Source organism: Geodermatophilus sp. DSM 45219 (assembly GCF_900104025.1).
Classification (GTDB): domain Bacteria; phylum Actinomycetota; class Actinomycetes; order Mycobacteriales; family Geodermatophilaceae; genus Geodermatophilus.
Map to the genome: position 1 here is coordinate 51,869 of NZ_FNIQ01000006.1, position 24,454 is coordinate 76,322.

Here is a 24,454-nt window from a genome sequence, read left to right on the forward strand (position 1 = left end):
TACCCGGTCACGGACCGGGCACACCGGCCGGGATGGTCCGGCGCGGGTGCGGTGTTGTAGCGGGTGATGACAACTCGGATGCCCCAGGTGCTGGGGTCTGCCACGCTGGAGACGATGACGACAGCACAGAACCGCGCCGTGCTCGCCGACGCCGAGGAGCGTGCCCTGCGCGCCGCCCCCGCGCCCGAGCAGGAGGCACCCCGTCCCGACGCGGGACGGGACGAGCCGGACGACACGACCGGTTCCTACGCACTGGAGGCCCGGGGGGCGCTGCGTCGCGTCGCCGGTCTGTCCACCGAGCTCGCCGACGTCACCGAGGTCGAGTACCGCCAGCTGCGCCTGGAGCGCGTCGTGCTGGTCGGCGTCTGGGCCGAGGGCACGCAGGCCGACGCCGACCGGTCGCTGGCCGAGCTCGCCGCGCTGGCCGAGACCGCGGGCTCGCAGGTGCTCGAGGCGGTGAGCCAGCGGCGGGACAAGCCCGACGCCGGCACCTACGTCGGGTCGGGCAAGGCCGCCGAGATCCGCGACATCGTCGCGGCGGCCGGCGCCGACACCGTCATCTGCGACGGCGAGCTGACCCCGGGCCAGCTGAACGCGCTGGAGAAGATCCTCAAGGTCAAGGTGGTCGACCGGACCGCGCTGATCCTCGACATCTTCGCCCAGCACGCCTCCAGCCGGGAGGGCAAGGCCCAGGTCGAGCTGGCGCAGATGCAGTACATGCTGCCGCGGCTGCGGGGCTGGGGTGAGTCGCTGTCCCGGCAGGCCGGTGGCCGCGTCGCCGGTGGTGGCGGCATCGGTACCCGCGGGCCGGGTGAGACGAAGATCGAGACCGACCGGCGGCGGATCCGCGCGCGGGTCAGCAAGCTGCGCCGGGAGATCGCCGGCATGGCGACCGCCCGGGCCACGCAGCGGTCCTCCCGCGGGCGCAACGCCGTCCCCAGCGTGGCCATCGCCGGCTACACCAACGCCGGCAAGTCCAGCCTGCTGAACCGGCTGACCGGCGCGGGTGTGCTGGTGGAGAACGCGCTGTTCGCCACGCTGGACCCGACCGTGCGCCGGGCTCAGTCGCCCGACGGCCGCGAGTACACGCTCACCGACACGGTCGGCTTCGTGCGGCACCTGCCGCACCAGCTGGTCGACGCCTTCCGCTCCACGCTGGAGGAGGTGGCCGCCGCCGACCTGCTGGTGCACGTCGTCGACGGCTCCGACCCCGATCCGCTGGGCCAGATCGACGCGGTCCACGTCGTCCTCTCCGACATCGACGCGTCCTCGGTACCCGAGCTCATCGTGGTCAACAAGGTCGACGCGATGGACGAGGAGGACATCCTCACGCTCCGCCGGGCGCTGCCCGGCGCGGTGTGGGTGTCGGCCCGCACCGGCCACGGGATCGAGCAGCTCCGCGAGATCATCGCGGGCCGGCTGCCGCACCCCGACGTCGAGGTGGACGTGCTGGTGCCCTACGACCGCGGCGACCTGGTCGCCCGGGTGCACCGGGACGGCGAGGTGCTGAGCGAGACCCACGAGGCCGGCGGCACCCGGCTCGGCGCGCGGGTCGACGGCTCTCTCGCCGCGGCGCTCGAGGAGTTCGCGGCGCCGGTCGTCTGACTCGCTCCACCTCGGCGAGCGAGCGGGAGGACCCCTCCGCGCAGGCCCGGGGCGGCGCCCGGGACGGGGCCGCCACCAGGTCACGGGCCGGTACCGTGGCCGGCGTGACCAGCGGCGCGGTGCGGGGGCGTCCCGGGGCGACCCCGCCGGACGCCGCCGGGCCCGCCGGGCGGGTCGTCACCGTCGGCCGCCCCCCGCGCTGGCTGCTGCTCGCGGCGCTGGCGGTGACCCTCGCGGTGACCTTCGACCTGCTCAGCCGCGGCGTGCTCGAACGGATGGACCTGCGGGTCTCCGAGGTCGTCAGCTCCTGGCACCTGCAGGAGTCGGGCGCCTACTGGCCCGTGTGGGCGGTGACCCAGCTCGGCGGCCGCGGGTTCATCCTCATCGTCCTCACCGGTCTGGTCGGCTACCTGGTCTGGCGGTTCCGCACCGTCGTCCCGCTGGTGCGGGTGCTGGTCGCGCTGGTGCTGCTCACCGTCGTCGTCTACTCCTTGAAGTACGGGACCGGCCGCACCGCGCCGGCCTACCCCGGGTCGTTCTTCCACCGTGACGGCGCCTCCTACCCCTCCGGGCACGTGGCCAACGCCGTGCTCATGTGGGGCGTGGCCCGCTGGCAGGTGGTGGAGTACCGGCTCGCCGCGTGGGTGCGGCGCACCGCCTGGGTGCTGAGCCTCGCCGGGCCGGTGGCCACGGGGATCGCCATGGTGTCCCTGGACTTCCACTGGGTCACCGACGCCGTCGTCGGCGCGGCCGTCGGCATCCTGCTGCTGGGCGTGGTTCACGCCCTGGACGCGGTCGTGGTGTCACGCTGGGCCGGTGTGCGAGCAGGCCGGTCCTCCGCGTAGGGGCACCGCGGGACGACGGCTGGCGGCCACGGCCGGCCTCGCGCTGACCCTCGTCGTCGTCGGTGGTGCGCTGCCGGCGTCGGCCCAGCCCGCCGGCGACCCGGCCGCCGCGACGACGCGCTGCCAGCTCACCGACCCCCGGCTGCCGGAGGTCTCCGGACTCGTCGAGGTCGGCGACCGGATGCTGGTGCACAACGACGGCGGCGACTCCCTCGACGTCTACGTGCTGGACCGCACCTGCGCTGTGGTCACGGTGCACTCCGCGCCGGTCGACCCCTACGACCCCGAGGACCTGGCGCTGGCCGTGGACGGGACGATCTGGCTGGCCGACACCGGTGACAACACCGGGATCCGCGAGACGGTGGCCCTGCTCGCGCTGCACGCCGACGGCAGCAGCTCGGTGTACCGGCTGTCCTACCCCGACGGGCCGCGGGACGTCGAGGCGCTGCTGCTGGCCCCCGACGGGACGCCGTACCTGGTGACCAAGGAGGTGCTGGGCGCCAGTGCGGTGTACCGGCCGGTGTCGGCGTTGGTCGAGGACGGCACGGTCGGCCTCACCGAGGTCGGCGGTGTCGAGCTCGTGCTCACCGGGACGCCGGGCGGGCCGGTCGGCCGGGCCGGGCAGCTCATGGTCACCGGGGGAGCGGTGTCCCCCGACGAGCGGTACGTCGCGCTGCGCACCTACACCGATGCCTACGTCTGGCCGCTCGAGGACTCCGACGTGGCCGGCGCGCTGGCCGGGGAGCCCCGCCGCGTGGCCCTGCCCGCTGCGGCTCAGGGCGAGGCGGTCAGCTTCACCGGCGACTCCGCGGCGCTGGTGGTGGCCGGTGAGGGCCTGCCCAGCGACGTGACCGTCGTGCCGCTGCCGACCGCGGCGAGCACGTCACCCGAGGCCCGGTCGGCGGAGGGTCCGCTGCCGGACCTGCTCGGTGGGGACGACGGCCCGCCACCGGTCGCGGCCGCGCTGGCTGCCGCCGTCGTGGCCGGCGTGCTGGTGTGGCTGGGCAGCGCACTGTTCCGCCGGCGCGGCTGAGGCCGCGCCGGCGGGCCGTTGGCCCCGTCCCGGGGCCCCGGCCCTCGCCTGGCGTCCCCTGAGCCTGCGAAGGGCTCGGGGCGAGGGTCCTTCTACGAGGGGTGGGGGAGGACGGGGTCCTTCTTCAGACCCGGCGCAGCACCGTGACGACGCGACCGAGCACGGTGGCGTCGTCCCCGGGGATGGGCTCGTACGCGGGGTTGTGCGGCAGCAGCCACACGTGCCCGTCCCGGCGCTTGTAGGTCTTCACCGTCGCCTCGCCGTCGATCATGGCGGCGACGATCTCGCCGTTCTCGGCGGTCGGCTGCTGGCGGACGACGACCCAGTCGCCGTCGCAGATGGCCGCCTCGACCATCGAGTCACCGGTGACCTTGAGCATGAACAGGGTGCCCTCGCCGACCAGCTCGCGGGGGAGGGGGAACACGTCCTCGACCGCCTGCTCGGCGAGCACTGGACCACCGGCGGCGATCCGACCGACCAGCGGGACGTAGGTCGGCGCGGGGGTCTCCTCGCTGCCTGCCGGGGCCGCCGCGGGCGCGGGGACACCGGACGTGTCGCCGGGCATCCGCACGTCGAGGGCCCGGGGCCGGTTGGGGTCGCGGCGCAGCCAGCCCTTCTTCTGCAGCACGCTGAGCTGGTGGGCCACCGACGAGGCCGACGACAGCCCGACGGCCTCGCCGATCTCCCGGACCGAGGGCGGGTAGCCGCGCCGCTCGATCGAGTCGCGGATGACCTCCAGGACCCGCCGCTGCCGCTGGGTGAGCCCGTCGCCGTTCTCCGCCCGGTCGGGGAAGGCCCGCACCGTCGCCGTCGCCACCTGGTCGGCCGCCGGTTCGCCGGCCCGGCTCCTGGACGTGCGCCGCGACGAGCCCCCGCCGCCCGACGTCCTGCTCGTGCCCGCCACGTCTCCTCCTCGCCGGCTGTGCCGCCACAGCCCTCGTGTCCTGCACCTGCCCCGGACCGGGTCGCGTGTGGCCCCTCCGGGGAGCTGCCGCGGCCCCCTGCCCCTCGGACGCCCTGGGGGCGACGACGGGTCGGTGCTCGCTGCCGACCGTAGCGCCTCGGGGCCGCGACTTCAAACGTGTGTTCGAAGCGGTGTCGGGTCGACCGCGTCGGAGGGATGCGGTAGACATCGCACGGACGTTCGATCGAACGGGTGTTCGATCAGCTGACCGCGATCGGGAGGAGAGGTCATGGCAGGCGTGCGGCAGGCCGTTCTGGAGTTCGACGCGGCGGTGCAGGTCCCGTGGCGGCCGTTGCTCGCGTCGGGTGGCGCCGAGGGCGCGAGGGGTACCGGGCGGCCGGTGGCGGTGCGCGCCGGCCGTCCGGCTCCGACGTCGGCGGCGTCGGGCCGCCCGGCCCGGGTCGCGTCGGTGCAGGGCCTGCCGGGCTCGGGCCCGCGGGTGTCCGGGCACCTGCGGCCGGTGCCCGACCGTCCCCAGGTGCGGGCTGCGGGGTCCGGGTCCGGGGCGCCGCGCGGTCGCGGTGACGCCGTCCGCCCCGGTGGCCGGCCGGTGCGGCCGGCGCCCGCCGGGGGCGGCGTCCGGGTCGGCTGCGGCCGCACGCCCGCGCCCGTGCGCCTGACCCGCCGGGGGCGCCGGCTGGTGGCCGCGCTCGCGCTGGCCTGCGCCGTCGGGACGGGTTGGTGGCTGGCTCCCGTGGTCGGTGGCGGGGACGACGGGCTGCGGCTGGCCGGCGACGACAGCGTGGTCGTCCAGCCCGGCGACACGGTGTGGTCGATCGCCGGCGAGCTGGCCGGGACCGACCAGGACGTGCGCACCGTGGTGCACGCGATCGAGGAGCTCAACGACCTCGAGGGCTCGGTCGTCGTCCCCGGTCAGGTCCTCCGGCTCCCGTGACCGGCGCGGTGGGCCGTGGTGCAGGAGCGACGAGGGTGCAGGAGCGACAAGACGCGGTGTCGATGTTCGTCAACCCGTCGTGCCGAGTCGCTCACGCCCCGTGGCCGTCGCCCCACTTACGGTCGGACGCGTGTCAGGGATGCCAGCCGGCCGGGCCGCGGTCTTCAGCCAGCAGTCGCAGCGCGTCGAGGTGCTCGTCGAGGGTGCCTGGTGGCCGGGGTCGCTCCTCGGCTGGCGGCACGACGGTGCCGGCGCCTGCCAGGTGTGGGTCCGGGCGACCGTGGCCGGCACCGACCGCGAGACCTGGACCGACCTGGCCTGGGTCCGCCTGCCCGAGGTCGCCCCGGCGGCGGGGGCGGCACTCGACGCCGGCCCCTTCGCCGGCCCCGCGGGGGAGATCCTGCCGGGCGCGTCTGCGGCCCCGCTGCTGTCCCTGAGCGAGGCCGCGGCCCGCGAGCAGGCGGTCGCCGGTGCCCTCCCGTCGTCCCCGCCGGCGGTGTCCCGCAGGCTACGCCGGCACGGTGGTGACGTGACCGCCGAGCTGCCGGCCGCGTCCGCGGGCGCGGGCCCCGGCCGTCACCGGGCGGGCGGGGGGGTCGGGATGGCCGGCCGGCACCGGGCGCTCGACGCGGCACCGCCGACCGAGGAAGCGCCGGCTGCGGAGGCCGCCGACGCGACGGTGCTCATGCCCCGGGCCACCGACGTCGACTGCCTGACCCGCCCGCTGCGACTGAGCGACCGCGTGTCGCGACCCCGCCTCGTGCGCCCGGACGAGGCACTCCGCGCCTGACCGGACGGCACCGCACCCCACCGGGACGGTCCCTGCGCTCTGCGCGGGGACCGTCGGTGCGCGTGCGGCCCTACACCTCCCGGCCGGCCCGCGCGACCGCCGGCCCGGGGTCCGCGGCGTGTCACGGGGACGGGTGGGACGGGTGGACGCGGCTGGTCACGGTGTCGTCTCGTCGGACACGCCCGGCCACCTTCGGCTTGCAGATCTAGTGGAGCCCGGCCTAGGGTTCCCCTACATCTAGTAGTTGCACCGCTGTAAGTCCGTCCACAGGCCGATCCTCAGGTCCTCCCCACGACGTCCACCGGATGTCCCCAGGGAGGTCCACAGGCGGCCTCCCGGCTCCGTCGCACCGACCGCTCCCGCGGGCGTCGCGGCGCCCGGGCGGACCGCGGCGGGACGTGCCACGAGGGGAGGGGACCTGCCCGTGCGCTGCCCCTTCTGCCACAACCCCGACAGCCGCGTCATCGACTCGCGCGAGGCCGACGAGGGGGCGACCACCCGTCGCCGCCGGTCCTGCCCCGCGTGCGGCCGGCGATTCACCACGGTGGAGGAGGCCGTCCTCGCCGTCGTCAAGCGCAGCGGCGTGAGCGAGCCGTTCAACCGCAGCAAGGTGGTGGCCGGCGTCCGCCGGGCCTGCCAGGGGCGGCCGGTCGACGAGGACCAGCTGCAGAAACTCGCCCAGCAGGTCGAGGACGCCATCCGGGCCACCGGCGCGGCGGAGGTCCCCGCCCACGAGGTCGGGCTGGCCATCCTGCGGCCGCTGCGCGAGCTGGACGAGGTCGCCTACCTGCGCTTCGCCAGCGTCTACCGCGCGTTCACCTCGCTCGAGGACTTCGAGAAGGAGATCACCGAGCTGCGGGCCCGGCACGTCGCCGCCGGCACCCCGCCGCTGCCTGGCATGCAGGACCCGCCGGTCCGCCGGCGGGGTGCGGGGCGTGGCCAGGGCGCCCCCGACGGCAGCTCCGGTCGGTGACGACCACTGCCGCCACCGCCAGAACTGTCAGCACCACCCGTTACAACTGAGTGCGGCTCTTCCCCAGCCGCCGGAAGCCCACAACACAGGGAGAGCTCCGTGACCGAGACCGAGGATCGCTTGTCGGGCCGTACGCGTCGCGCCGCCAAGGCGCCGACCAGGGGGAAGGGCCTGAAGGTCAAGCGAGTCTTCACCACCGCCGGTGTGCACCCGTACGACGAGGTGACCTGGGAGCGTCGTGACGTCGTCATGACGAACTGGCGGGACGGCTCGATCAACTTCGAGCAGCGCGGCGTGGAGTTCCCCGCCGAGTGGAGCGTCAACGCCACCAACATCGTCACCACGAAGTACTTCCGCGGCGCCGTCGGCACCCCGCAGCGCGAGACCAGCCTGCGCCAGCTGATCGACCGGGTCGTGCTGACCTACGGCGCGGCCGGCCGCGAGCACGGCTACTTCGCCTCCGAGGGCGACGCCGAGGTCTTCGAGCACGAGCTGACCTGGATGCTGCTGCACCAGTACTTCAGCTTCAACAGCCCCGTGTGGTTCAACGTCGGCACCAGCGCGCCGCAGCAGGTCAGCGCCTGCTTCATCCTCGCCGTCGACGACACGATGGACTCGATCCTCAACTGGTACCGGGAGGAGGGGCTGATCTTCAAGGGCGGCTCCGGCGCCGGCCTGAACCTCTCCCGCATCCGCTCGTCCAAGGAGCTGCTCTCCTCCGGCGGCACCGCGTCGGGCCCGGTCAGCTTCATGCGCGGTGCCGACGCCTCCGCCGGCACCATCAAGTCCGGCGGGGCGACCCGCCGCGCGGCCAAGATGGTCGTCCTCGACATCGACCACCCCGACATCGAGGAGTTCATCGAGACCAAGGCGCGCGAGGAGGACAAGATCCGCGCGCTGCGCGACGCCGGGTACGACATGGACCTCGGCGGCAGGGACATCACCAGCGTCCAGTACCAGAACGCCAACAACTCCGTCCGGGTCTCCGACGAGTTCATGCGGGCGGTCGAGGACGGCACCGACTTCGGGCTGCGCGCCCGCATGGACGGCTCGGTGATCGAGACCGTCGACGCCAAGGACCTGTTCCGCAAGGTCACCAAGGCCGCCTGGGAGTGCGCCGACCCGGGCATCCAGTACGACGACACGATCAACGACTGGCACACCAACCCCGAGACCGGGCGGATCAACGCGTCCAACCCCTGCTCGGAGTACATGAGCCTGGACAACAGCTCGTGCAACCTGGCGTCGCTGAACCTCATGAAGTTCCTCAAGGACGACGGCACGTTCGACTCCCGGAACTTCGTCAAGGCCGTCGAGCTGGTCATCACCGCGATGGACATCTCGATCTGCTTCGCCGACTTCCCGACCGACCCGATCGGTGAGACCACCCGCGCCTACCGGCAGCTGGGCATCGGCTACGCCAACCTCGGCGCGCTGCTCATGGCAACCGGTCACGCGTACGACTCGCGCGGCGGCCAGACCCTCGCCGCGGCGATCACCTCGCTGATGACCGGCACCGCCTACCGCCGCTCGGCCGAGCTGGCCGGCATCGTCGGCGCCTACGAGGGCTTCGCCCGCAACGCCGACGCCCACTCCCGGGTCATGCGCAAGCACTGCGCGGCCAACGACGCCATCCGCCCGGTCGGCGCCGACGACGCCGACGTGCTCAAGGCCGCCACCGCCGAGTGGCAGGCGTGCCTGGAGATCGGCGGGGACTTCGGCTGGCGCAACGCGCAGGCCTCGGTGCTGGCCCCCACCGGCACGATCGGCTTCATGATGGACTGCGACACGACCGGCATCGAGCCGGACTTCTCGCTGGTCAAGTACAAGAAGCTGGTCGGCGGCGGCTCCATGCAGATCGTCAACCAGACCGTCCCGCGGGCGCTGCGCAGCCTGGGCTACCAGGACGAGCAGATCGAGGCGATCGTCGAGTACATCGCCGAGCACGGCCACGTCGTCGACGCCCCGAGCCTGCGCCCGGAGCACTACGAGGTCTTCGACTGCGCGATGGGCGAGCGGGCCATCTCGCCGATGGGCCACGTCCGGATGATGGCCGCGGTGCAGCCGTTCATCTCCGGCGCCATCAGCAAGACGGTCAACATGCCGGAGACGGCGACCGTCGAGGACGTCGAGAACATCTACTTCCAGGGCTGGAAGCTCGGCCTCAAGGCGCTGGCGATCTACCGCGACAACTGCAAGGTCGGCCAGCCGCTGTCCGACGCCAAGGCGAAGAAGGCCGACACCAAGGCTGAGGTCGCCGCCTCGGCCACCGCGCTGTCGCACCCGGTGCGCAAGCGGCTGCCGAAGAAGCGGACCAGCGTCACCACGTCCTTCAGCGTCGCCGGCGCCGAGGGCTACATGACCGCCGGCATGTACGAGGACGGCAGCCTCGGCGAGGTCTTCCTCAAGCTGGGCAAGCAGGGCTCGACCCTGGCCGGTGTCATGGACGCCTTCTCGATCGGCATCTCGCTGGCGCTGCAGCACGGTGTGCCGCTGGAGACCTACATCCAGAAGTTCACCAACATGCGCTTCGAGCCGGCCGGCATGACCGACGACCCGGACATCCGGATCGCCCAGTCGGTGATGGACTACATCTTCCGCCGCCTGGCGCTGGACCACCTGCCCGTCGAGAAGCGGGCCGGCCTCGGCATCTTCACTGCCGAGGAGCGCGCCGCCCAGGTGTCCGGCTACGGCGGCTCCGCCTCGACCGCCGCGGTGGCCGAGGAGGAGGTCGACGTCGAGGCGATGCGCGGCTCGGTGCCGACCGAGACGAAGGCCCTGCCCGAGCCCAAGGCGGAGCCGGTCAAGGAGGCCCACTCCTCGGCCGAGCTGTTCGAGCTGGTCACCGGCACCGCCACCGACGCCCCGCTGTGCATGACCTGCGGGACGAAGATGCGCCCGGCCGGCAGCTGCTACGTCTGCGAGGGCTGCGGCTCCACCAGCGGCTGCAGCTGACGGTGACGCTCGCCGGGATGTCCTGCGGATCCTCGCGGGACGTCCCGGCGGGCTCGCCGGAACGCGACTCGACCAGCACTGACCCCGCGCACGGAGAACGCCCACCGCGGTGATCCCGGCACACGCAGCTCCACGCCGCCCCGGCCGCCCCGCGCGACGGGGCGGCTCGGTGCGTCCGACCCGTGGGCGCCCGCGATGGCGGCCGTCAGCCGCGGCGCCGCCTCGTCGGCCCCGGCGACGGCCCGGTACATCCCGTAGGTGGCGACATCGTCGGCCGCGTCCGGGGCTGCCCTACCTCCAACTCCAGGACCGAGGCGCCGCGCTGCGCCGGCACCGGGAGGCGCCGTGACCGACAGCCCGCGCGAACGTGCCCGGCCCGACGGCGGGTCCGCCGTGGCGATCCGCACCGAGCTGGCCGAGCTGGCCGACCCTGAGCGCGCCGCGGGCATGGCCCGCTACTTCCAGGCGCGGCCGGGCGGCTACGGAGAGGGTGACCGGTTCCTGGGGATCGCCGTGCCGGCGCAGCGGCGGATCGCTCGGCGGCACGCCGCGACGACGCCGCTGGCCGACGTCGAGGAGCTGCTGGGCAGCCCGTGGCACGAGGAGCGGCTCACCGCGCTGTTCGTCCTCGTGCACCGCTTCGAACGGGCGGACGGCGACGAGCGCGACCGGATCGTGGAGCTCTACCTCGCCCGGCGAGCCCGGGTGGACAACTGGGACCTGGTGGACGCCTCGGCGCCGTACCTGCTCGGCCCCTGGCTGCTCGGCCGCGACCGGGCCGACGACTGGGCGCTGCTCGACGAGCTGGCCGCGTCGGCGTCGGTGTGGGACCGCCGGATCGCGGTGATGGCCACGTTCGCCGGCGTCCGGGCGGGTCGTCCCGAGGCGACCCTGCGGCTGGCCGACCGGCTGCTCACCGACCCCGCGGACCTGGTGCACAAGGCCGTGGGGTGGATGCTGCGGGAGGTCGCGAACCGGGACCGCGCCCGGGCGGAGGCCTTCCTCGTCCCGCGCTACCGGCGGATGCCGCGCACGATGCTCCGGTACGCGATCGAGCGGCTGCCCGCGGACCGGCGCCGTGACTACCTCGCCGGGCGGGTCTGACCGCTCCGCTCGACCGGGCCCCGTAGCCGGCCGGCAGGTCGACGCGGACGCTGCGCCGCTGAGAGCGGCTCCCCGGCCGACGGGGTCCCCGGGCCGTCGAGAGGTGCCGTCCGGCGCCGTGCGAGCATCCGGAGGTGCTGTGGCGGGGGCGGGGGGAGCTGCCCCGTGAGGTCGGCATCCTCGCCGTCGTCGCGTTCGTCGTGGCACTCGGCTTCGGCATCGTCGCGCCGGCGATCCCGCTGTTCGCCCGCTCGTTCGGCGTCGGGACGACGGCCGTCGGGCTCGCCGTCAGCGCCTTCGCGTTCTTCCGCTTCGTCTCCGCCTTCGGCGGCGGCTCCCTGGTCGAGCGGTTCGGCGAGCGGACCGTCCTGTCGACCGGCCTCGGCATCGTCGCGGTCACCACCGGGCTGGCCGGCCTGGCGACGTCCTTCCCGCTGTTCCTCGCCCTGCGTGCGGCCGGCGGCGTGGGCAGCGCCATGTTCACCGTCGCCGCGCTGTCGCTGCTGCTGCGGGTCGCCCCGCCCTCGCACCGGGGCCGTGCCGCGGCGACGTGGCAGGGCGGTTTCATCCTCGGCGGCATCGCCGGCCCCGCGGCCGGCGGCCTGCTCGCCGAGCTCTCGCCCCGCCTGCCGTTCTTCCTCTACGCCGGGTTCCTCCTCCTGGCCGGCTCGGTCGCCATGGTGCTGCTGCGCCCGTCCGTGACGCAGCAGCGCTCGGCAGCACCTGCGGTGACCGGACCCGACCTCGCCGCCGACCCGGTCGGCCTCGGAGCGGCCCTGCGCTCGCGCGTCTACCTGACCGCGCTGGTGGCCAACTTCGGCGTGGGCTGGGTGCTGTTCGGCGTCCGCAACTCGCTGGTGCCCCTGTACGTCACCGAGGAGCTGGGCCGGACGGTCGCGTGGGCCGGCGCCGGCCTGCTGGCGGGCTCGCTGGCGCAGGCCCTCGGGCTGCTGCGGTCGGGTCGCCTGGCCGACACGTGGGGCCGCCGGCCCGCGCTGGTCCTCGGCGCCGGGCTGGCCACGGTCTCGACGGCGGCCCTCGTCCTGCCTCCGGTGCTGTGGGTGTTCCTGGTGTCGATGGCGCTCTTCGGGCTGGCCGCCTCGTTCCTCGCCAGCGTGCCGGCGGCACTGGTCGCCGACGTCAGCCCGGCCCGCGGCGGTCGGGTGGTGGCGGTGTTCCAGATGTCGGCCGACCTCGGCGCCATCGCCGGTCCGCTGGTGGCCGGCTGGCTCACCGACGCCGCCTCGTACCAGGCCGCCTTCGCGGTCACCACGGCGGTGCTGGCCTGCGGGCTGGGCGCCGCCCTCACCCTGCCGCGGACGGCGGGCACGGCCGTCCGGAGCTGAGCCCGGGTCCGACCGCCGTGGCGTCCCTCCGCGCGCCGGGGCGATGAGCGAGGTCACAGGACGATCACGGCGGATCGCGTCCCGTCACGCGCTGACGGCGCCGATGACTCCCGTGGCCGACCCGCAGCACTGACGCTGCCGCTCAGTGACGAGCGTCCGGACCGGTGTGCGGCTGTCCAGCCCGCCGGTGGCCACGCCCGCACAGCCCCCACTCGAACGGATCCCCCGCTCCACCATGATCGCCGCCCTCGGCTCCCTCGCGGCTGCCCTCAGCATCACCGTCGTCTGGCCCCAGGTCTGGCTCTCCTGCCGGCACGGCCGCACCCTCGGACTCTCCCCGACCGGCTCCTGGCTCGCGGTCGGGCTCAACCTCTGCTGGCTCACCTTCGGCCTGCTGGTCGGCGACCCGGCCCAGGTGGTCACCCACGCGGTCGTCGGCGCGGGCAACACCGCCGTCCTGGCCGCCCAGCTCCGCGGCCAGCCGCACCTGCGGACGACGCCGGCGCTGACCCGCACCGCGCCGGGGGCCGCCGCCCTCGCCGCGCTCGCGGCCGGCAGCGTCGCCGCGGTGGTGCTCGGCGCGGAGGCCGCGGCGGTCGCGGCCGGGCTCAGCGCGGTCGTCACCCTCGTCGGCGTCGTCGCCGCGCTGCCCCAACTGCTCGGCGTCCTGGACCGCACCAGCGACCTCTCCGGCATGTCCCCGCTGCGCTGGTACCTCGGCGCCGGCTCGTGCGCGTCCTGGACCGCCTACGGCTGGCTGCTCGGCCAGACCATGGTGTGGCTGTCGGCCGGCTTCGGGCTGGTCTGTGCCGTCGTGACCTGCCTGGCGATGCGCACCCGGCGCCCCGGGGCGCCCGTCGTCCCGCTGCACCGCCCGGGTGCCGACCGTCCGTGGCCCGCGCTCTCGGCGGCCTGACGCGGGGCGATCGCCGTGGCTGGCACAGTGCCCCGGTGAGCACCGGCGACCTCGACGTCCTCCTGGCCCGTCTCGACCCCGGGGTCGCCGACCTGGTGCGTGCGGCCGACGCGCTGGTGCACGAGGTCGACCCGGACGTCGTCCGGGTGGTGTGGCCGCACCAGGGCACGGTGGGCTACGGCGTCGGCCCGGCCAAGAACAGCGAGCACTACGCCTACCTGGCGACCTTCGCCCGCCACCTGAACCTCGGCTTCAACCGTGGTGCGTCCCTCGACGACGGCGGGCTGCTCGAGGGCACCGGCAAGGCGTTCCGCAAGCTGACCGTGCGCAGCGCGGACGACCTCCGCGACCCGCGGCTGGTGCCGCTGCTGCGCACCGCCCGCCAGGAGCGACTGACCGCACTGGGCCGCGGCTGAACCCCGCCCGCCCCTCGCGGAACGGTGGCGGACGTGGGATGGGTCACGTCGCCGGGCACCCGGACCGCTGACGGCGCGGCGCGGCGCGGCAGCGGGACGGCGGCCGGCGGGCCGCTCACCTGCGGGCGTCCCGGGGTACCACGGGCTGCGAGCGCCGGCAGCGCGTCCGATTCCGGGACGGACCGGTCCGTTTCGTCGGGCTTCCGATCACGCTGTGCGCACGTCTAACCTCGCGCGGTCACTGCTGCTCCGGATCCGAGGACGCCGCCCTCCATGCACTGCCGCCCCTCCGGGCCCCCGTCCGTCCGATCGCTGACCCGTCGGCTGCTCGCCGTCGTCGTCCTCGTGGCCACCGCCGTGCTCGCCGCCCCGGCGCCGGCCGGTGCGGCCACCGACATCGGCACGCCGATGCGGCAGGACGACGGCCCGCTGGACCCGGCCGACCGCGACGTGCTGCACAAGGTCAAGCAGGCCGGGCTGTGGGAGATGCCGGTCGGCGCCTGGGCGGCCGAGCGCGCGGAGAGCCCGCGGGTGCGCGAGGTCGGCCGGCTGATCCACGTCGAGCACGCCGAGCTCGACCGCATCGTGCACACCGCCGCCGCGCAGCTCGGTGTGGAGCTGCCCGTCGAGCCCACCGCGGAGCAACAGGACTGGATGGCCGAGATCGAGGCGCAGTCCGGCGCCGCGTTCGACGAGCGCGCGGTGTTCCTGCTGCGGCAGGCGCACGGGAAGGTGCTGCCGGTCCTCGCCCAGGTCCGCGCCGCCACCGAGAACCCGGTCGTCCGGCAGTTCACCACCGAGTCGATGGCGTTCGTCGCCCGCCACATCGAGTACCTCGAGTCGACCGGGCTCGTGGCGTACGCCGAGCTGCCCGACCCGGTCGCCCTCGGCACCGACGCCTGGTGGTCGGACGCGATGACCTTCGTCGTCTTCGCGCTGCTCACCGCCCTCTTCACCGCCCTGCTCCTCGTCGCCGGCCGCACCGTGGCCGAGCGGGCGAGGCGCCGGACCCCGACCCCCCGGGCGCGGGCCCGCGGGCACCACGCGAGGAGCTGACCCATGGACAGGACCACCCGCCGCCGCACGTACACCGTCGTCGCCGGCATCGCGCTGGCCGGCCTCGTCGCCGGCACCGGCATGGCCTCGGCGCAGGGCGAGCCGGCCGCGACCGCGCCGGCCGCCGCCCAGCACGACCACGGGACGTCGTCCACCGCGGAGGGCACGTCCTCCACGGCGACCGAGGTCCCGGCGCAGCAGGCCGCGCCCGCCCCCGCGCCCGCCGACGTGTGCGCGCAGTCCGACCTGCCCGCGCACACCGGTTTCCAGGCCGGGCCGGCCTGCGTCTCGCTGCCTTTCGGCGAGCTCGGCGCCCCCGAGGACAACCCGCAGCTGCTCATCACCCGGTTCCCGGACGAGGTCGCGGCTGGTGAGCCCTTCACCCTCCAGGTGTCCACCCGGAACCTGGTGCGCGACCGCTTCCTCCCGGCGGCGGAGGGCGGCTACTACGTCGAGCCCGCCACGCTGACCGACGACGGCCTCGTCCGCGGGCACTTCCACACCGCGTGCCGGGTGCTCGACGACCCCCGCGTGGCACCGCGGCCGGAGCGCCAGGCGGTCTTCGTGGCGACCGAGGACGGCGCCGGCGGCGCGACCCCGGACACCGTCACCGTGCGGATCCCGGGCCTGTCGACGGCCGGCGAGGCGCAGTGCGCGACCTGGGCCGGCGACGGCTCGCACCGGATGCCGATGATGGCCTTCGCCAACCAGGTGCCGGCCTTCGACGCCGTCCGCATCACCGTGCGGGGCGCGGGGGAGGAGACCGCCGAGGTCCAGCCGCCGGCGCCGGCCGCCGAGGTCGAGCCGCAGGCACCGGCGGCCGAGGACGCCGCGGAGCCGGAGACGCCTGCGACGGCCGACCAGCCCCGGACCTCCGACGCCGACGTCGACGCGGAGCAGGCCGCCCCGCTGCCGGCGCAGGACGGCGCCGAGGACGACGGGACCGGCGCCGAGGACTGAGGGCCGCCGTCCCCCCGGTCTGCCGGACGGCCGCCGCCGTGCGCACCGGGACGTCACGGGCGCGGAACGCCGGTGCAGCGGTCCCTCAGCGTCGGCGCCCGATCGCAGGCCGGGGGACGGCCATGGCCCGCAGCGAGCCGGACACCGCACCGACATGCGGGGCCGCGCCGGACGTCGACGCGGCGACCCGGGACGCTCGGGGGACCACGCGCTCCGGTTCGCTGTCCACCGACCGCGTGGGCGACCACGTCCTCCCGGCGCAGGACGGGTCGGCCGTCAGGGGTGCATCCGCGCGCCCTTGACCACCTTGTCCACCGCGTTGCGCGGACCGTGGAGCGCCAGGCCGACCAGGTCGAGGTCCGCGGTGGGGACGGCGCGCACCGCGGCCCGGTTGTCGTCGTCCCCACCGGTGGCGAACAGGTCGGCGGTGAACACCGACAGCGGCAGCCCGCGCTCCAGCGCCCGCGAGTGCGCCCCGGTCAGCGCCTCCGCGGTGCCGGTGAGCACCAGCACGGGCTGGCGGAACATCGGCAGGTAGGCGGTGCCGTCGGCGTCGGCGTAGGGCTCGCCGATGAGCTCCGGCAGCGTCGCGGCGATGCCGCTGGACAGGAACGCGGTGACGTTCAGCGCCTGCCACGACGCGAGGTCCTCCCGCAGCAGGACGGCGATCTTCGTGGGCCAGCGGACGGCGGGCGGGTCGGTCTCCATGCCCCGACGATCGCCCGCCGCCGGAGGGTCGGTCTTGTACGTTCCTGACGTGCCGAGCGGCTCCCGGGTCACGGCCTGGCGGCCGGGTGTGCCGGGCCTGGCCGAGGTCTTCCACGCCTCCTTCACCGACCACGCCTACCCCTCGCACACCCATGACGCGTGGACGCTGCTCGTCGTCGACGCCGGCGCGATCCGCTACGACCTCGACCGGCACGCCCACGGCGCCGCCCGCAGCGAGGTCACCCTGTTGCCGCCCGGGGTGCCGCACGACGGGCGGGCCCACACCCCCGCCGGTTTCCGCAAGCGGGTCCTGTACCTGGACGCCGACACCCTCGGCGAGGACCGCGTCGGCTCCGCCGTCGACCGGCCCACCCTCGAGGACCCCGCACTGCGCGCCCGGCTCTCCCAGCTGCACGCCGCGCTCGCCCCGCGCACGGAGACCCTGGAGGCGGAGAGCCGGCTGGCCCTCGTGCTCGACCGGCTGCGGCAGCACCTGGCCGGCACGGTCGCTCCGCCACCGGTGGTGCGGGACGACGTCCTCGCCGACCGGCTCCGCGACCTGCTCGACGCCCGCACCGTCGAGGGGCTCGGTCTGGCCGACGCCGGCGAGCTGCTCGGCGCACCGCCCACCCACCTGGTCCGCTGCTTCACCCGCCGGCACGGGCTCCCGCCGCACCGCTACCTCACCGGCCGGCGGCTGGACCGGGCGCGGCGGCTGCTCCTCGACGGGGTGCCGGCCGCGCAGGTGGCGCCGGCGGTCGGCTTCTACGACCAGGCGCACCTGACGCGGCACTTCCGGCGTCTGCTGGCGACCACGCCGGCCGCCTACGCCCGCTCCGGCTCGATCCTCGTTTGACCATGCATGGCAGTGCATGACCATACTGACGCCATGACCCCTGTCGTCGTCGTCCGTCCCGTCGCCTCGTCCCCCGTGGACACGCGACGCCGCGGCGGCCGCCCCGGAGGGCGTCGTCCCCCGGTGGCGTGATGGACGTGCGGGTGTGCGTCCTCGGCGACTCGTTCACCGCCGGTGTCGGCGACCCGACCGGCGCGGGCTGGGTGGGCCCGGTCGCGACCGCGGCGCGCGGCGCGGGCTGGGACCTGACCGCCTACGCCCTGGGCGTGCGCCGGGACACCTCGGCCGACGTCGCCCGGCGCTGGCTGGCCGAGACGGGGTGGCGGCTGCGCAACGGCGACCGGTACGGCGTGGTCCTGGCCGTCGGTCTCAACGACGTCGTGCTGCAGGACGGGCGCCCCCGTGTGCCGCCGGAGCGGTCGCTCGCCGCGCTGGCCGGCGTGCTCGACGGCGCGTCCGCGCGGGGCTGGCCGGTACTGGTCGTCGGCCCGCCGCCGGTGTCCGGCGCGGGGGAGAGCGCCCGGGCCGCCGACCTCTCCGCCGGCCTGGCCGGGGTGTGCGCCGTGCGGTCGGTGCCCTTCGTGAGCACCACGGGGCTGGCTGCGGACCCGGTGTGGGTCGCGGAGGTCGCGGCCGGCGACGCGTACCACCCCTCGACGCGCGGTTACGCGCGTCTGGCCGCGCTCGTCGAGCCGGTGTTCCGGCGCTGGCTGGCCGAGCGGGTGGCGCCGTGAACGGCTCGTTGCCGGCGGGCCTGGCGGCCCGCCGCCCGGTGCCCGACGACCACGGGCGCGTCCTCGCGGTGCTCGACACCTGGTGGGGCGGCTTCGGCGGTCCGGACGGCAGCCGCCAGCGTGCGCTGCTCCTGCCGCGGCTGTTCTTCGAGCACTTCGCCGACAGCAGCTGGGTGGTCGAGGACGCCGGCGGGGCCCTGCGTGCCTTCCTCGTCGGGTTCCTCTCCCCGGCCCAGCCGGAGGTCGGCTACGTGCACTTCGCCGGCGTCGACCCGGCGCTGCAGCGTCAGGGGGTGGCCGGTGCGCTGTACCGCCGCTTCGCCGAGCACGTCTCGCGGCGCGGTGCCCGCCGGCTGTCCTGCCTCACCAGCCCGGGCAACACGACCTCGCTGCGCTTCCACCGGGCCCTCGGCTTCGCCGTCGTCCCGGGCGACGACGTCGTGGACGGCGTCCCGGTGCACCGGGACCACGACGGCCCGGGCCTGCACCGGGTGCTGTTCACGCGGGTCGTCGACGACGGTCAGCCGGTCGGGTACCGGCCCCGCAGTTCGTCGACGTAGCGGGCGGTGACCGGGACGGCGATGCCGTGGCGGGTGGCCGACCGGACCACCGCACCGCCGATCGCGTCCAGCTCGATGGGCCGGCCGGCGGCGGCGTCCCGCTGCATCGACGAGCGCATGCCGGCGGGGACGCCGTCGAAGAAGGCCACGACCTGGTCCACGTCGGCGGGCGCACCCTCCGCGCGGGCGACGGCGGCGACCTCGGCGACGATGGCCCGCAGGTCCTCGCGCCGTGCCTCGCGGACCTCGCCCGCGGTCGCCTGCGCAGCCGTCGTGAGCAGCGCGAGCGGGGCCAGGAAGTTGAGCTTGCCCCACAGCGCGGCCTGCTCGTCGTCCCCGACCCGCGTGGTGACCCCCGCCCCCCGCAGGGCGTCGGCCAGCCGCTGCACGCGCTGCTCGAGGCCGGCGGTCGCGACGAGGTCGACGGTCACGAACGGGCTGCCGTGCTCGATCACGCCTGGTCCGGTACGGGTGCTCTCGACGCGGATGGTGGCGGGGACGACGCCGGCCTGCGGATACCTGTGCCGCAGCAGGTCGACGTGTTCGACGCCGTTGAGCAGCGGCACGACGAGCGCGTCGCCCAGCACGTCGGCGGGCACCCGCTCGAGAGCGGCGTCCAGCTGGGTGGCCTTGACGGCGATGATGCAGACGTCGACCGGCGTGGTCAGCCGCTCGGCGGCGTCCACCGGCGTCGTGAAGTCGCCGAACTGCCCGCTCTCGACCCGCACGCCCGCCGCCTGCAGGTGTGCGGCGGTCTCGCTGCGGGCCAGGCACCTGACCTGCGCGCCGGCGCGCGCGAGCAGCGCCGCCAGCAGTCCGCCCACACCGCCGGGGCCGAGCACCGCAACACGTAGGCCGACGTCCTGTCCTCGCTGGTCGCTCACGGTCGCCATGCAAGCAGATGCGTGCTCACGCCACGTTGCAGAGCGGCGGGGGGGCACCCGGCCAGCACTCGGCTGAGCTGCGCTTTCGTCTTGCCTTCGCCGTCGTTCGAACATATGATCGAACACGTGGACGACGGGGCGCAGACCAGCACTCTCGGTGCTGTCGTGGCGCCCACGGTGGGGTGGGCGTCCGGACCGCTGGGCGCGGTGCAGGCCGCCGCCCGGGAGATCGCGCGGTTGACGGCGGTGCAGGCGCGGGCGGTGGCGGCGTTCGCCGCCTCGCGGCCGGCGTCGGTGGACCGTCAGCAGGGGGAGCGGGGTGCGATGTCCGCGGAGCGGTGGGCGGCCCGGGCGGAGGTGTTGCGGGCGGTCAGTGAGTGGGCGACGGCGGAGCTGGCGATCGCGGTGAACCTGACCCAGCAGGCCGCCGAGGCGCTGCTGTCCGAGTCGCTGACCCTGGTGCACCGGCTGCCGGGGACCCTGGCGGCCCTCGAGCGCGGGGTGGTGCACCGCGGGCACCTGTGGCACCTGATCGACAAGGTCGCCCCGGTCGCCGATGCGGGGTTGCGGGCGGAGATCGAGGCCGACCTGCTGGCGTGGCTGGCCCGGCGGAACCGGGTGACCAGCCCGGCGCAGCTGGGGGACAAGGCGCGGCGGGTGGTGGCCCGGCGGGACGCCGCGGCGGCGGCGCGGCGGCTGGCCAAGGCAATTCAGGAGCGTGGGGTGTACCTGCGGCCGGAGCGGGCCGAGGGGATGGCCGCGGTCACCGTGGTGTGCACCATGCCGGAGGCGCGGGCGCTGCACGCGGCGCTGAGCAGCTACGCCGACGCGCTGGCCGACGAGGACGGCGGTGCGCGGCGGACGCGGGGGCAGCGGATGGTCGACGCGCTGGTGGACCTGGTGCTGCGCCCGGGTGAGACCGAGCTGCCGCCGGTGCGGGTGCTGCTCGGTGTGGTGGCGTCGATGGGCACGCTGCTGGGCGGGGACGCCCCCGGTGAGGTGGACGGGCAGCTGATCCCCGCGGAGATGGTCCGCCAGCTGGTGCACGGCCTGGCCGGCCGAGGCGTGGTGCTGCCCGATCACGAGGCGCGGGCGCTGGCCGACGCGGCCGACGCGGCCGACGCGGCCGACCCGGCCGAGGCCGGCCAGCCCGCCGGGGTGGCCTGGCAGGAGGCCGAGCAGGCCGAGCTGGGCGCCTGGTGGGATCAGGTGGAGGCCCGGCTGCTGGCCGGCGGGCTGGAGGAGCCCGACTGGCCGCCGGAGGACCTGTCCGGGCAGCGCTGGACGGACACCGCAGGCGCCCTCGACCCCGACCCCCTCGACCCCGACGCCCTCCCTCCCGATGGAGCAGACGGCCGGGAGCGGCGGGGTGATCCCGGCGGAGCGCCGGACATCCAGCCGCCGGCGTCGGGTTCGGGGACACCGCCCGAACGGTGTCCGGCCGATGGCTGGTGGGCGGCCGCGGACCGGGCGGTCGAGGACGCCGGCGCGGCGGTGCACGCCGCCGGGCTGGCCCTCGGGCACGCCCGGCGCAGCGTGCGCACCGCGCAGGCCGCGGCGGCCGCGCAGGAGGCCGGCTGGCGGGCCGGCCCCGGCGGGCGGGTGGACGCCGCCCCCGACGCCCTCACCGCGCTGGCGGCGGCCGCCGACGGGCAGCGCCAGGCGCTGGCCGAGCTGCTGGCCGCCACCGCCGGGGGTGGGCTGGCCGACCGGCCGCGGATCGTGCTCGCCGACGCGGTCACCGGCGCCTTCCGCACCCTGACCGACCTGCCCGCGCTGCGCCGCGCCGGGCACTGCGGCGCCGCCGCCTGCCGCCGCGCCCCCGATGCCTGCGGCCACGACCTGACCGGGCGTCCGGGGCTGCGCGGCGCCGGCCCCACCGGCGCCTACCGGCCGGGCGCGGCGCTGGACCGCCACGTGCGGGCGCGGGACCGGCGCTGCCGGTTCCCCGGCTGCCGCCGCCCGGTCACCTGGGCCGGGGAGCTGGACCACGCCCGCCCGCACGCCGCCGGCGGGCCGACCAGTGCGGCGAACCTGGCCGGCTACTGCACCGGGGACCACCGCGGCAAACACCAGGCCCCCGGCTGGACCCACACCCTGGGCCCCGACGGCACCCTGACCGTCACCACCCCCACCGGACTGACCGCCGTCACCGAACCCCCGCCCTACTGACCAGGCAGACGACCGATCTCGGTGGTCAGCTGTCGAGGGCGTTCCGCAGCAACTGCTCGTACGGTCCGGCGGTCGACGTCGGCTGCAGGTCGCCGAGGAACACCGCCACCACCTGGGCGTCCGGCCGGTCGGTCGACGCAGTGCGGATCTGCCGCCACACCGCGAGGTTGGGGTGGTCGTACTCGGTGCACGCCTCGGCCGGCGCCAGCAGGTCGATGGCCTCCTGCAGCTGCCGCTCGTCGAGCAGGTACGTCGCCGTGCCGCGCACGTGCCCGCACACGGTCGCCAGCACGACCGCAGGGAGGAAGTTCTCGCCCCGGTTGATCCGGGGGAAGACGTCCGCGGCCCCGGCACCGGGTCCGTCGGTCAGCCCCAGCGCGTAGGCAGCCGGACGCTCGTAGCCCTCGATCGCGTCCTCCATCCGCTGCCGCGCGGCCGCGATCTCCTCGGTCGTCGTCCATCCCTCGTCGGTCACGGTGTGCAGTCTCCCGCCCGCCGTCCTCGCAGCGTGGACGCCGGGGTCGCCGGCCCCGGGAGGATCCGGGCTCCCGGCTCAGCGGGGGCCGGCAGCGTCGTCCAGCGGAGCGGCCAGCTCCAGCAGCCACGGGCGGAAGCCGGCCCGCCGGTACAGCTGCACCGCGCCGTCGTTGGCCGCCATCACGCTGACGGTCCAGTGCCTGCAGCCGCGGCTGCGCAGGTGCCGCCGGCACTCTTCCAACAGCGCCGTCCCCACACCGCCGCCCCGCGCGTGCGGGGCGACCATCAGGGACTCCACCTCGCCGCGGGTCTCGCCGAAGTCGAAGGTCGGGCCGGACCGGACGAGGCGGCAGAACGCGTAGCCGGCCGGTGCTCCCGCGCCATCCGCGAAGGCGAGCAGGAGCGCGCCGCTGCCGTCGTCCAGCCACGCCCGGTACTCCAGGCGCCGCATCGTCCACGCGTCGTCGGCGCCGCGGACCGGCAGCCCGTCCCCGGCGACCTGCCGGTGGTGCTCGACCATCGACCGCCACAGCGGCGCGACGAGCGCCAGGTCGTCGTCGGTGCCGCGCACCAGACGCACGTCGATGCCGCTCACCCCGACACCGTGGGGGCGACGTCGTCCAGGGGCTCGGAGCAGAGGACGTCCGGACACGGCAGGTGACCGAGCCGCTGCCAGGAGGCCAGGCCCGCGGCGTTGTCCGGCAGCACCAGCAGGTCGATGCGCGGAGCCCCGAGCGACCGGAAGCGTTCCTCCAGCTCGGCGACCAGCGCGGTGGCCAGGCCGGCGCGGCGGTGCCCGGGGGAGACGGCGAGCCGGTGGACCCAGCCGCGCCGGCCGTCGAAGGTCCCGAGCACCACCCCGACGACGCGCGCGCCCCGGGCCTCGGCCACGAGCAGCAACCCGGGGCCGTGCTCGAGAGCCGCCCGAGACTCGGCCTCGGGCACCACCTGGCTGCCTGCCGCGGCCCACATCTCGGTGACCACGGGCACGTTCACCGGCCACCTCCTCGCTGCCGCACGTCGTCGACCCGGGTCAGCATCTCCCGGCGCGGCTCCGGCGGCGCGCAGGGCCGGAGCGTCGCCGCGGCGGCCAGCGCGAGCAGTCCGGCCGCGAGGAGGAACGCGGGGAGGACGCCGGTGACGTCAGCGACCGCCCCGAGGACGACGGCCCCGGCCGCCTGCCCCGCCGTCAGCCCGGTGAACACCACGGCGGTCGCCTGACCCGGGGCTTGCGGCACCGCCTCGGCCGCCCACGCGATGAGGACACCGCTGAGCCCCACGAAGGCCGCGCCGAAGAGCCCGAGCGACAGCGCCGCGGCCGGCAGTGCACCCGGTGCCGCCGCGAGCAGCACCACCGCGACGGCGGCGGCCACGGCGGTGACCGGCCAGGCGAGCCGCACGCCGACCCGGCCGACCAGGTGGCCGCTGAGCCCGCCGGCCAGCCCGGCGGCTCCGAGCAGGCACCACAGCAGCGAGCTGACCCCCGCGGACACGCCGGCCTGCGTCAGCAGGTCGCGGCCGAAGGTCCACACCGACGCCGAGCCGGCCCCGGCGACGACGGCCGCGAGCAGCGGACGCCGCAGCGCGGGCAGGACGCCGGGTCGATCCGCCGGCGGCGGCGTGCGGGCTCCCGTCGGCCACATCGCGCAGCGGTCGGCCCACCACGTCACGAGCAGCGCCACGGCGGCGAAACCCGCCCACGCCCACCGCCACGCGGCCGGCGCGGTCAGCACGACCAGCCCGCCGAGGACGACGCCGGCTCCGGTCCCGCTGTTGACCACGCCCTGGGCCCGCGGCTCGGCCCGCGGAGGAACGGTCGCCCGGACCGCCTCGACCAGCGCCGGGGTGGCGAAGCCGGCGCCGCCGCCGGCGACCAGGACCCCGACGGCCAGCGCCTGCCACGACCACGCCGCCGCCACGACGACCGAGCCGAGGGCGGCGGTGCCCCCGGCCAGCCAGAGCACGCCGCGCGCCCGCCCGCGGGCCACCAGCCGCCCGGCGACGAGCGCGGTCAGGCAGTAGGCGAGCAGGCTGCCGGCAGCGATCCCGCCGGCCGCCGCGGTGGACAGCCCGAAGGCCGCCCGGAACTCCGGCAGCGACAGTCCGTACCCGTAGCGGGCCAGGCCGTAGGTCGCCCCGATGACGGCCACCCCGGCCGGCACCAGGAACCGGGTCTGCTGTAACGATCGTTTCGCCATAACGCTC

General features: G+C 75.8%; 24 protein-coding genes. 17 read left to right on the forward strand and 7 right to left on the reverse strand.

The window, feature by feature from the left end; genetic code table 11:
• The first annotated feature begins 114 nt into the window (after nt 1–114).
• The 3 genes from hflX (at nt 115) to BLR12_RS18645 (ending at nt 3,483) form a co-directional block, all read left to right on the forward strand.
• On the forward strand, nt 115–1,605 hold the full coding sequence (gene hflX / locus BLR12_RS18635) for a GTPase HflX (protein ID WP_255363624.1): 1,491 nt from the start codon (nt 115–117) through the stop codon (nt 1,603–1,605).
• 104 nt (nt 1,606–1,709) lie between these two features.
• Nucleotides 1,710–2,450, forward strand: a complete 741-nt coding sequence (locus tag BLR12_RS18640) for a phosphatase PAP2 family protein (protein WP_255363625.1) — start codon at nt 1,710–1,712, stop codon at nt 2,448–2,450.
• A complete protein-coding gene (locus BLR12_RS18645; protein WP_255363626.1) occupies nt 2,422–3,483 on the forward strand; it encodes a hypothetical protein in 1,062 nt (353 codons plus the stop codon). Before BLR12_RS18640 ends, BLR12_RS18645 begins: the two co-directional genes overlap by 29 nt.
• A 124-nt stretch (nt 3,484–3,607) precedes the next feature.
• Here BLR12_RS18645 and lexA read toward each other — a convergent pair whose 3' ends face one another.
• A complete protein-coding gene (gene lexA / locus BLR12_RS18650; RefSeq protein ID WP_091381378.1) occupies nt 3,608–4,387 on the reverse strand; it encodes a transcriptional repressor LexA in 780 nt (259 codons plus the stop codon).
• Between the two features lie 289 nt (nt 4,388–4,676).
• On the opposite strand from lexA, the gene BLR12_RS18655 reads away from it, so the two are divergent.
• The 10 genes from BLR12_RS18655 (at nt 4,677) to BLR12_RS18705 (ending at nt 15,858) form a co-directional block, all read left to right on the forward strand.
• Nucleotides 4,677–5,342 (forward strand): LysM peptidoglycan-binding domain-containing protein, encoded by a 666-nt coding sequence (locus BLR12_RS18655; RefSeq protein WP_091381380.1) that lies wholly within the window; start codon nt 4,677–4,679, stop codon nt 5,340–5,342.
• A 130-nt stretch (nt 5,343–5,472) separates the two neighbouring features.
• Nucleotides 5,473–6,132 (forward strand): hypothetical protein, encoded by a 660-nt coding sequence (locus BLR12_RS18660; protein ID WP_143018809.1) that lies wholly within the window; start codon nt 5,473–5,475, stop codon nt 6,130–6,132.
• A gap of 424 nt (nt 6,133–6,556) precedes the next feature.
• Nucleotides 6,557–7,105, forward strand: a complete 549-nt coding sequence (nrdR, locus tag BLR12_RS18665; protein WP_091381385.1) for a transcriptional regulator NrdR — start codon at nt 6,557–6,559, stop codon at nt 7,103–7,105.
• Between the two features lie 99 nt (nt 7,106–7,204).
• Nucleotides 7,205–10,060 (forward strand): vitamin B12-dependent ribonucleotide reductase, encoded by a 2,856-nt coding sequence (locus tag BLR12_RS18670; RefSeq protein ID WP_091381387.1) that lies wholly within the window; start codon nt 7,205–7,207, stop codon nt 10,058–10,060.
• A gap of 345 nt (nt 10,061–10,405) precedes the next feature.
• Nucleotides 10,406–11,164, forward strand: a complete 759-nt coding sequence (locus BLR12_RS18675; protein ID WP_218120736.1) for a DNA alkylation repair protein — start codon at nt 10,406–10,408, stop codon at nt 11,162–11,164.
• 134 nt (nt 11,165–11,298) lie between these two features.
• Nucleotides 11,299–12,510, forward strand: coding sequence for an MFS transporter (locus BLR12_RS18680; RefSeq protein WP_091381389.1), 1,212 nt, complete (start codon nt 11,299–11,301; stop codon nt 12,508–12,510).
• A 145-nt stretch (nt 12,511–12,655) separates the two neighbouring features.
• A complete protein-coding gene (locus tag BLR12_RS18690; protein ID WP_143018810.1) occupies nt 12,656–13,426 on the forward strand; it encodes a SemiSWEET transporter in 771 nt (256 codons plus the stop codon).
• A 35-nt stretch (nt 13,427–13,461) separates the two neighbouring features.
• A complete protein-coding gene (locus BLR12_RS24665) occupies nt 13,462–13,842 on the forward strand; it encodes a DUF1801 domain-containing protein (RefSeq protein ID WP_176832589.1) in 381 nt (126 codons plus the stop codon).
• A gap of 273 nt (nt 13,843–14,115) precedes the next feature.
• Nucleotides 14,116–14,898, forward strand: a complete 783-nt coding sequence (locus tag BLR12_RS18700; RefSeq protein WP_091381397.1) for a DUF4142 domain-containing protein — start codon at nt 14,116–14,118, stop codon at nt 14,896–14,898.
• A gap of 3 nt (nt 14,899–14,901) precedes the next feature.
• Nucleotides 14,902–15,858 carry a hypothetical protein gene (locus BLR12_RS18705; RefSeq protein WP_091381399.1) on the forward strand — a complete coding sequence of 319 codons (957 nt, stop codon included), beginning with the start codon at nt 14,902–14,904 and terminating at the stop codon, nt 15,856–15,858.
• A 276-nt stretch (nt 15,859–16,134) separates the two neighbouring features.
• Here the strand turns inward: BLR12_RS18705 and BLR12_RS18710 are convergent, their stop codons facing one another.
• A complete protein-coding gene (locus BLR12_RS18710; protein WP_091381401.1) occupies nt 16,135–16,566 on the reverse strand; it encodes a DUF2000 domain-containing protein in 432 nt (143 codons plus the stop codon).
• A 49-nt stretch (nt 16,567–16,615) separates the two neighbouring features.
• Here BLR12_RS18710 and BLR12_RS18715 point away from each other — a divergent pair, with 49 nt between their 5' ends.
• From BLR12_RS18715 to BLR12_RS18725, 3 genes are all read left to right on the forward strand, one after another.
• Entirely contained in the window at nt 16,616–17,422 is an 807-nt protein-coding gene (locus BLR12_RS18715; RefSeq protein ID WP_255363627.1) for an AraC family transcriptional regulator, read from the forward strand.
• A 131-nt stretch (nt 17,423–17,553) separates the two neighbouring features.
• Nucleotides 17,554–18,156 (forward strand): GDSL-type esterase/lipase family protein, encoded by a 603-nt coding sequence (locus BLR12_RS18720; protein WP_091381405.1) that lies wholly within the window; start codon nt 17,554–17,556, stop codon nt 18,154–18,156.
• Entirely contained in the window at nt 18,153–18,716 is a 564-nt protein-coding gene (locus tag BLR12_RS18725) for a GNAT family N-acetyltransferase (RefSeq protein WP_255363628.1), read from the forward strand. Before BLR12_RS18720 ends, BLR12_RS18725 begins: the two co-directional genes overlap by 4 nt.
• Here BLR12_RS18725 and BLR12_RS18730 read toward each other — a convergent pair.
• The gene (locus BLR12_RS18730) at nt 18,677–19,600 is read right to left on the reverse strand and encodes a ketopantoate reductase family protein (RefSeq protein WP_369803473.1); all 924 of its coding nucleotides are present in this window, start codon (nt 19,598–19,600) and stop codon (nt 18,677–18,679) included. The two genes, BLR12_RS18725 and BLR12_RS18730, sit on opposite strands and share 40 nt — an antisense overlap.
• A gap of 126 nt (nt 19,601–19,726) precedes the next feature.
• Between BLR12_RS18730 and BLR12_RS18735 the strand changes: the two genes are divergently transcribed.
• Nucleotides 19,727–21,772: an HNH endonuclease signature motif containing protein gene (locus BLR12_RS18735; protein ID WP_255363629.1), complete on the forward strand. Its 2,046-nt coding sequence runs from the start codon at nt 19,727–19,729 to the stop codon at nt 21,770–21,772.
• A 25-nt stretch (nt 21,773–21,797) separates the two neighbouring features.
• On the opposite strand, the gene BLR12_RS18740 is transcribed toward BLR12_RS18735, so the two are convergent.
• From BLR12_RS18740 to BLR12_RS18755, 4 genes are all read right to left on the reverse strand, one after another.
• Nucleotides 21,798–22,247: a hypothetical protein gene (locus BLR12_RS18740; protein ID WP_218120737.1), complete on the reverse strand. Its 450-nt coding sequence runs from the start codon at nt 22,245–22,247 to the stop codon at nt 21,798–21,800.
• A gap of 78 nt (nt 22,248–22,325) precedes the next feature.
• Nucleotides 22,326–22,844: a GNAT family N-acetyltransferase gene (locus BLR12_RS18745; protein WP_091381410.1), complete on the reverse strand. Its 519-nt coding sequence runs from the start codon at nt 22,842–22,844 to the stop codon at nt 22,326–22,328.
• Complete coding sequence (locus BLR12_RS18750) at nt 22,841–23,245, reverse strand: GNAT family N-acetyltransferase (protein WP_218120738.1); 405 nt, start codon at nt 23,243–23,245, stop codon at nt 22,841–22,843. Before BLR12_RS18750 ends, BLR12_RS18745 begins: the two co-directional genes overlap by 4 nt.
• Nucleotides 23,242–24,447 (reverse strand): MFS transporter, encoded by a 1,206-nt coding sequence (locus BLR12_RS18755; protein WP_091381412.1) that lies wholly within the window; start codon nt 24,445–24,447, stop codon nt 23,242–23,244. The genes BLR12_RS18750 and BLR12_RS18755 overlap by 4 nt, the downstream gene beginning before the upstream one ends.
• Nucleotides 24,448–24,454 lie beyond the last annotated feature (7 nt).

Bases quoted from the DNA above. Each gene is read 5' to 3' on its own strand.
- BLR12_RS18755 (WP_091381412.1), bottom strand. From the start codon at position 24,447: ATGGCGAAACGATCGTTACAGCAGACCCGGTTCCTGGTGCCGGCCGGG.
- BLR12_RS18710 (WP_091381401.1), bottom strand. From the start codon at position 16,566: ATGGAGACCGACCCGCCCGCCGTCCGCTGGCCCACGAAGATCGCCGTC.
- BLR12_RS18705 (WP_091381399.1), top strand. From the start codon at position 14,902: ATGGACAGGACCACCCGCCGCCGCACGTACACCGTCGTCGCCGGCATC.
- hflX (WP_255363624.1), top strand. From the start codon at position 115: ATGACGACAGCACAGAACCGCGCCGTGCTCGCCGACGCCGAGGAGCGT.
- BLR12_RS18655 (WP_091381380.1), top strand. From the start codon at position 4,677: ATGGCAGGCGTGCGGCAGGCCGTTCTGGAGTTCGACGCGGCGGTGCAG.
- BLR12_RS18720 (WP_091381405.1), top strand. From the start codon at position 17,554: ATGGACGTGCGGGTGTGCGTCCTCGGCGACTCGTTCACCGCCGGTGTC.
- BLR12_RS18700 (WP_091381397.1), top strand. From the start codon at position 14,116: ATGCACTGCCGCCCCTCCGGGCCCCCGTCCGTCCGATCGCTGACCCGT.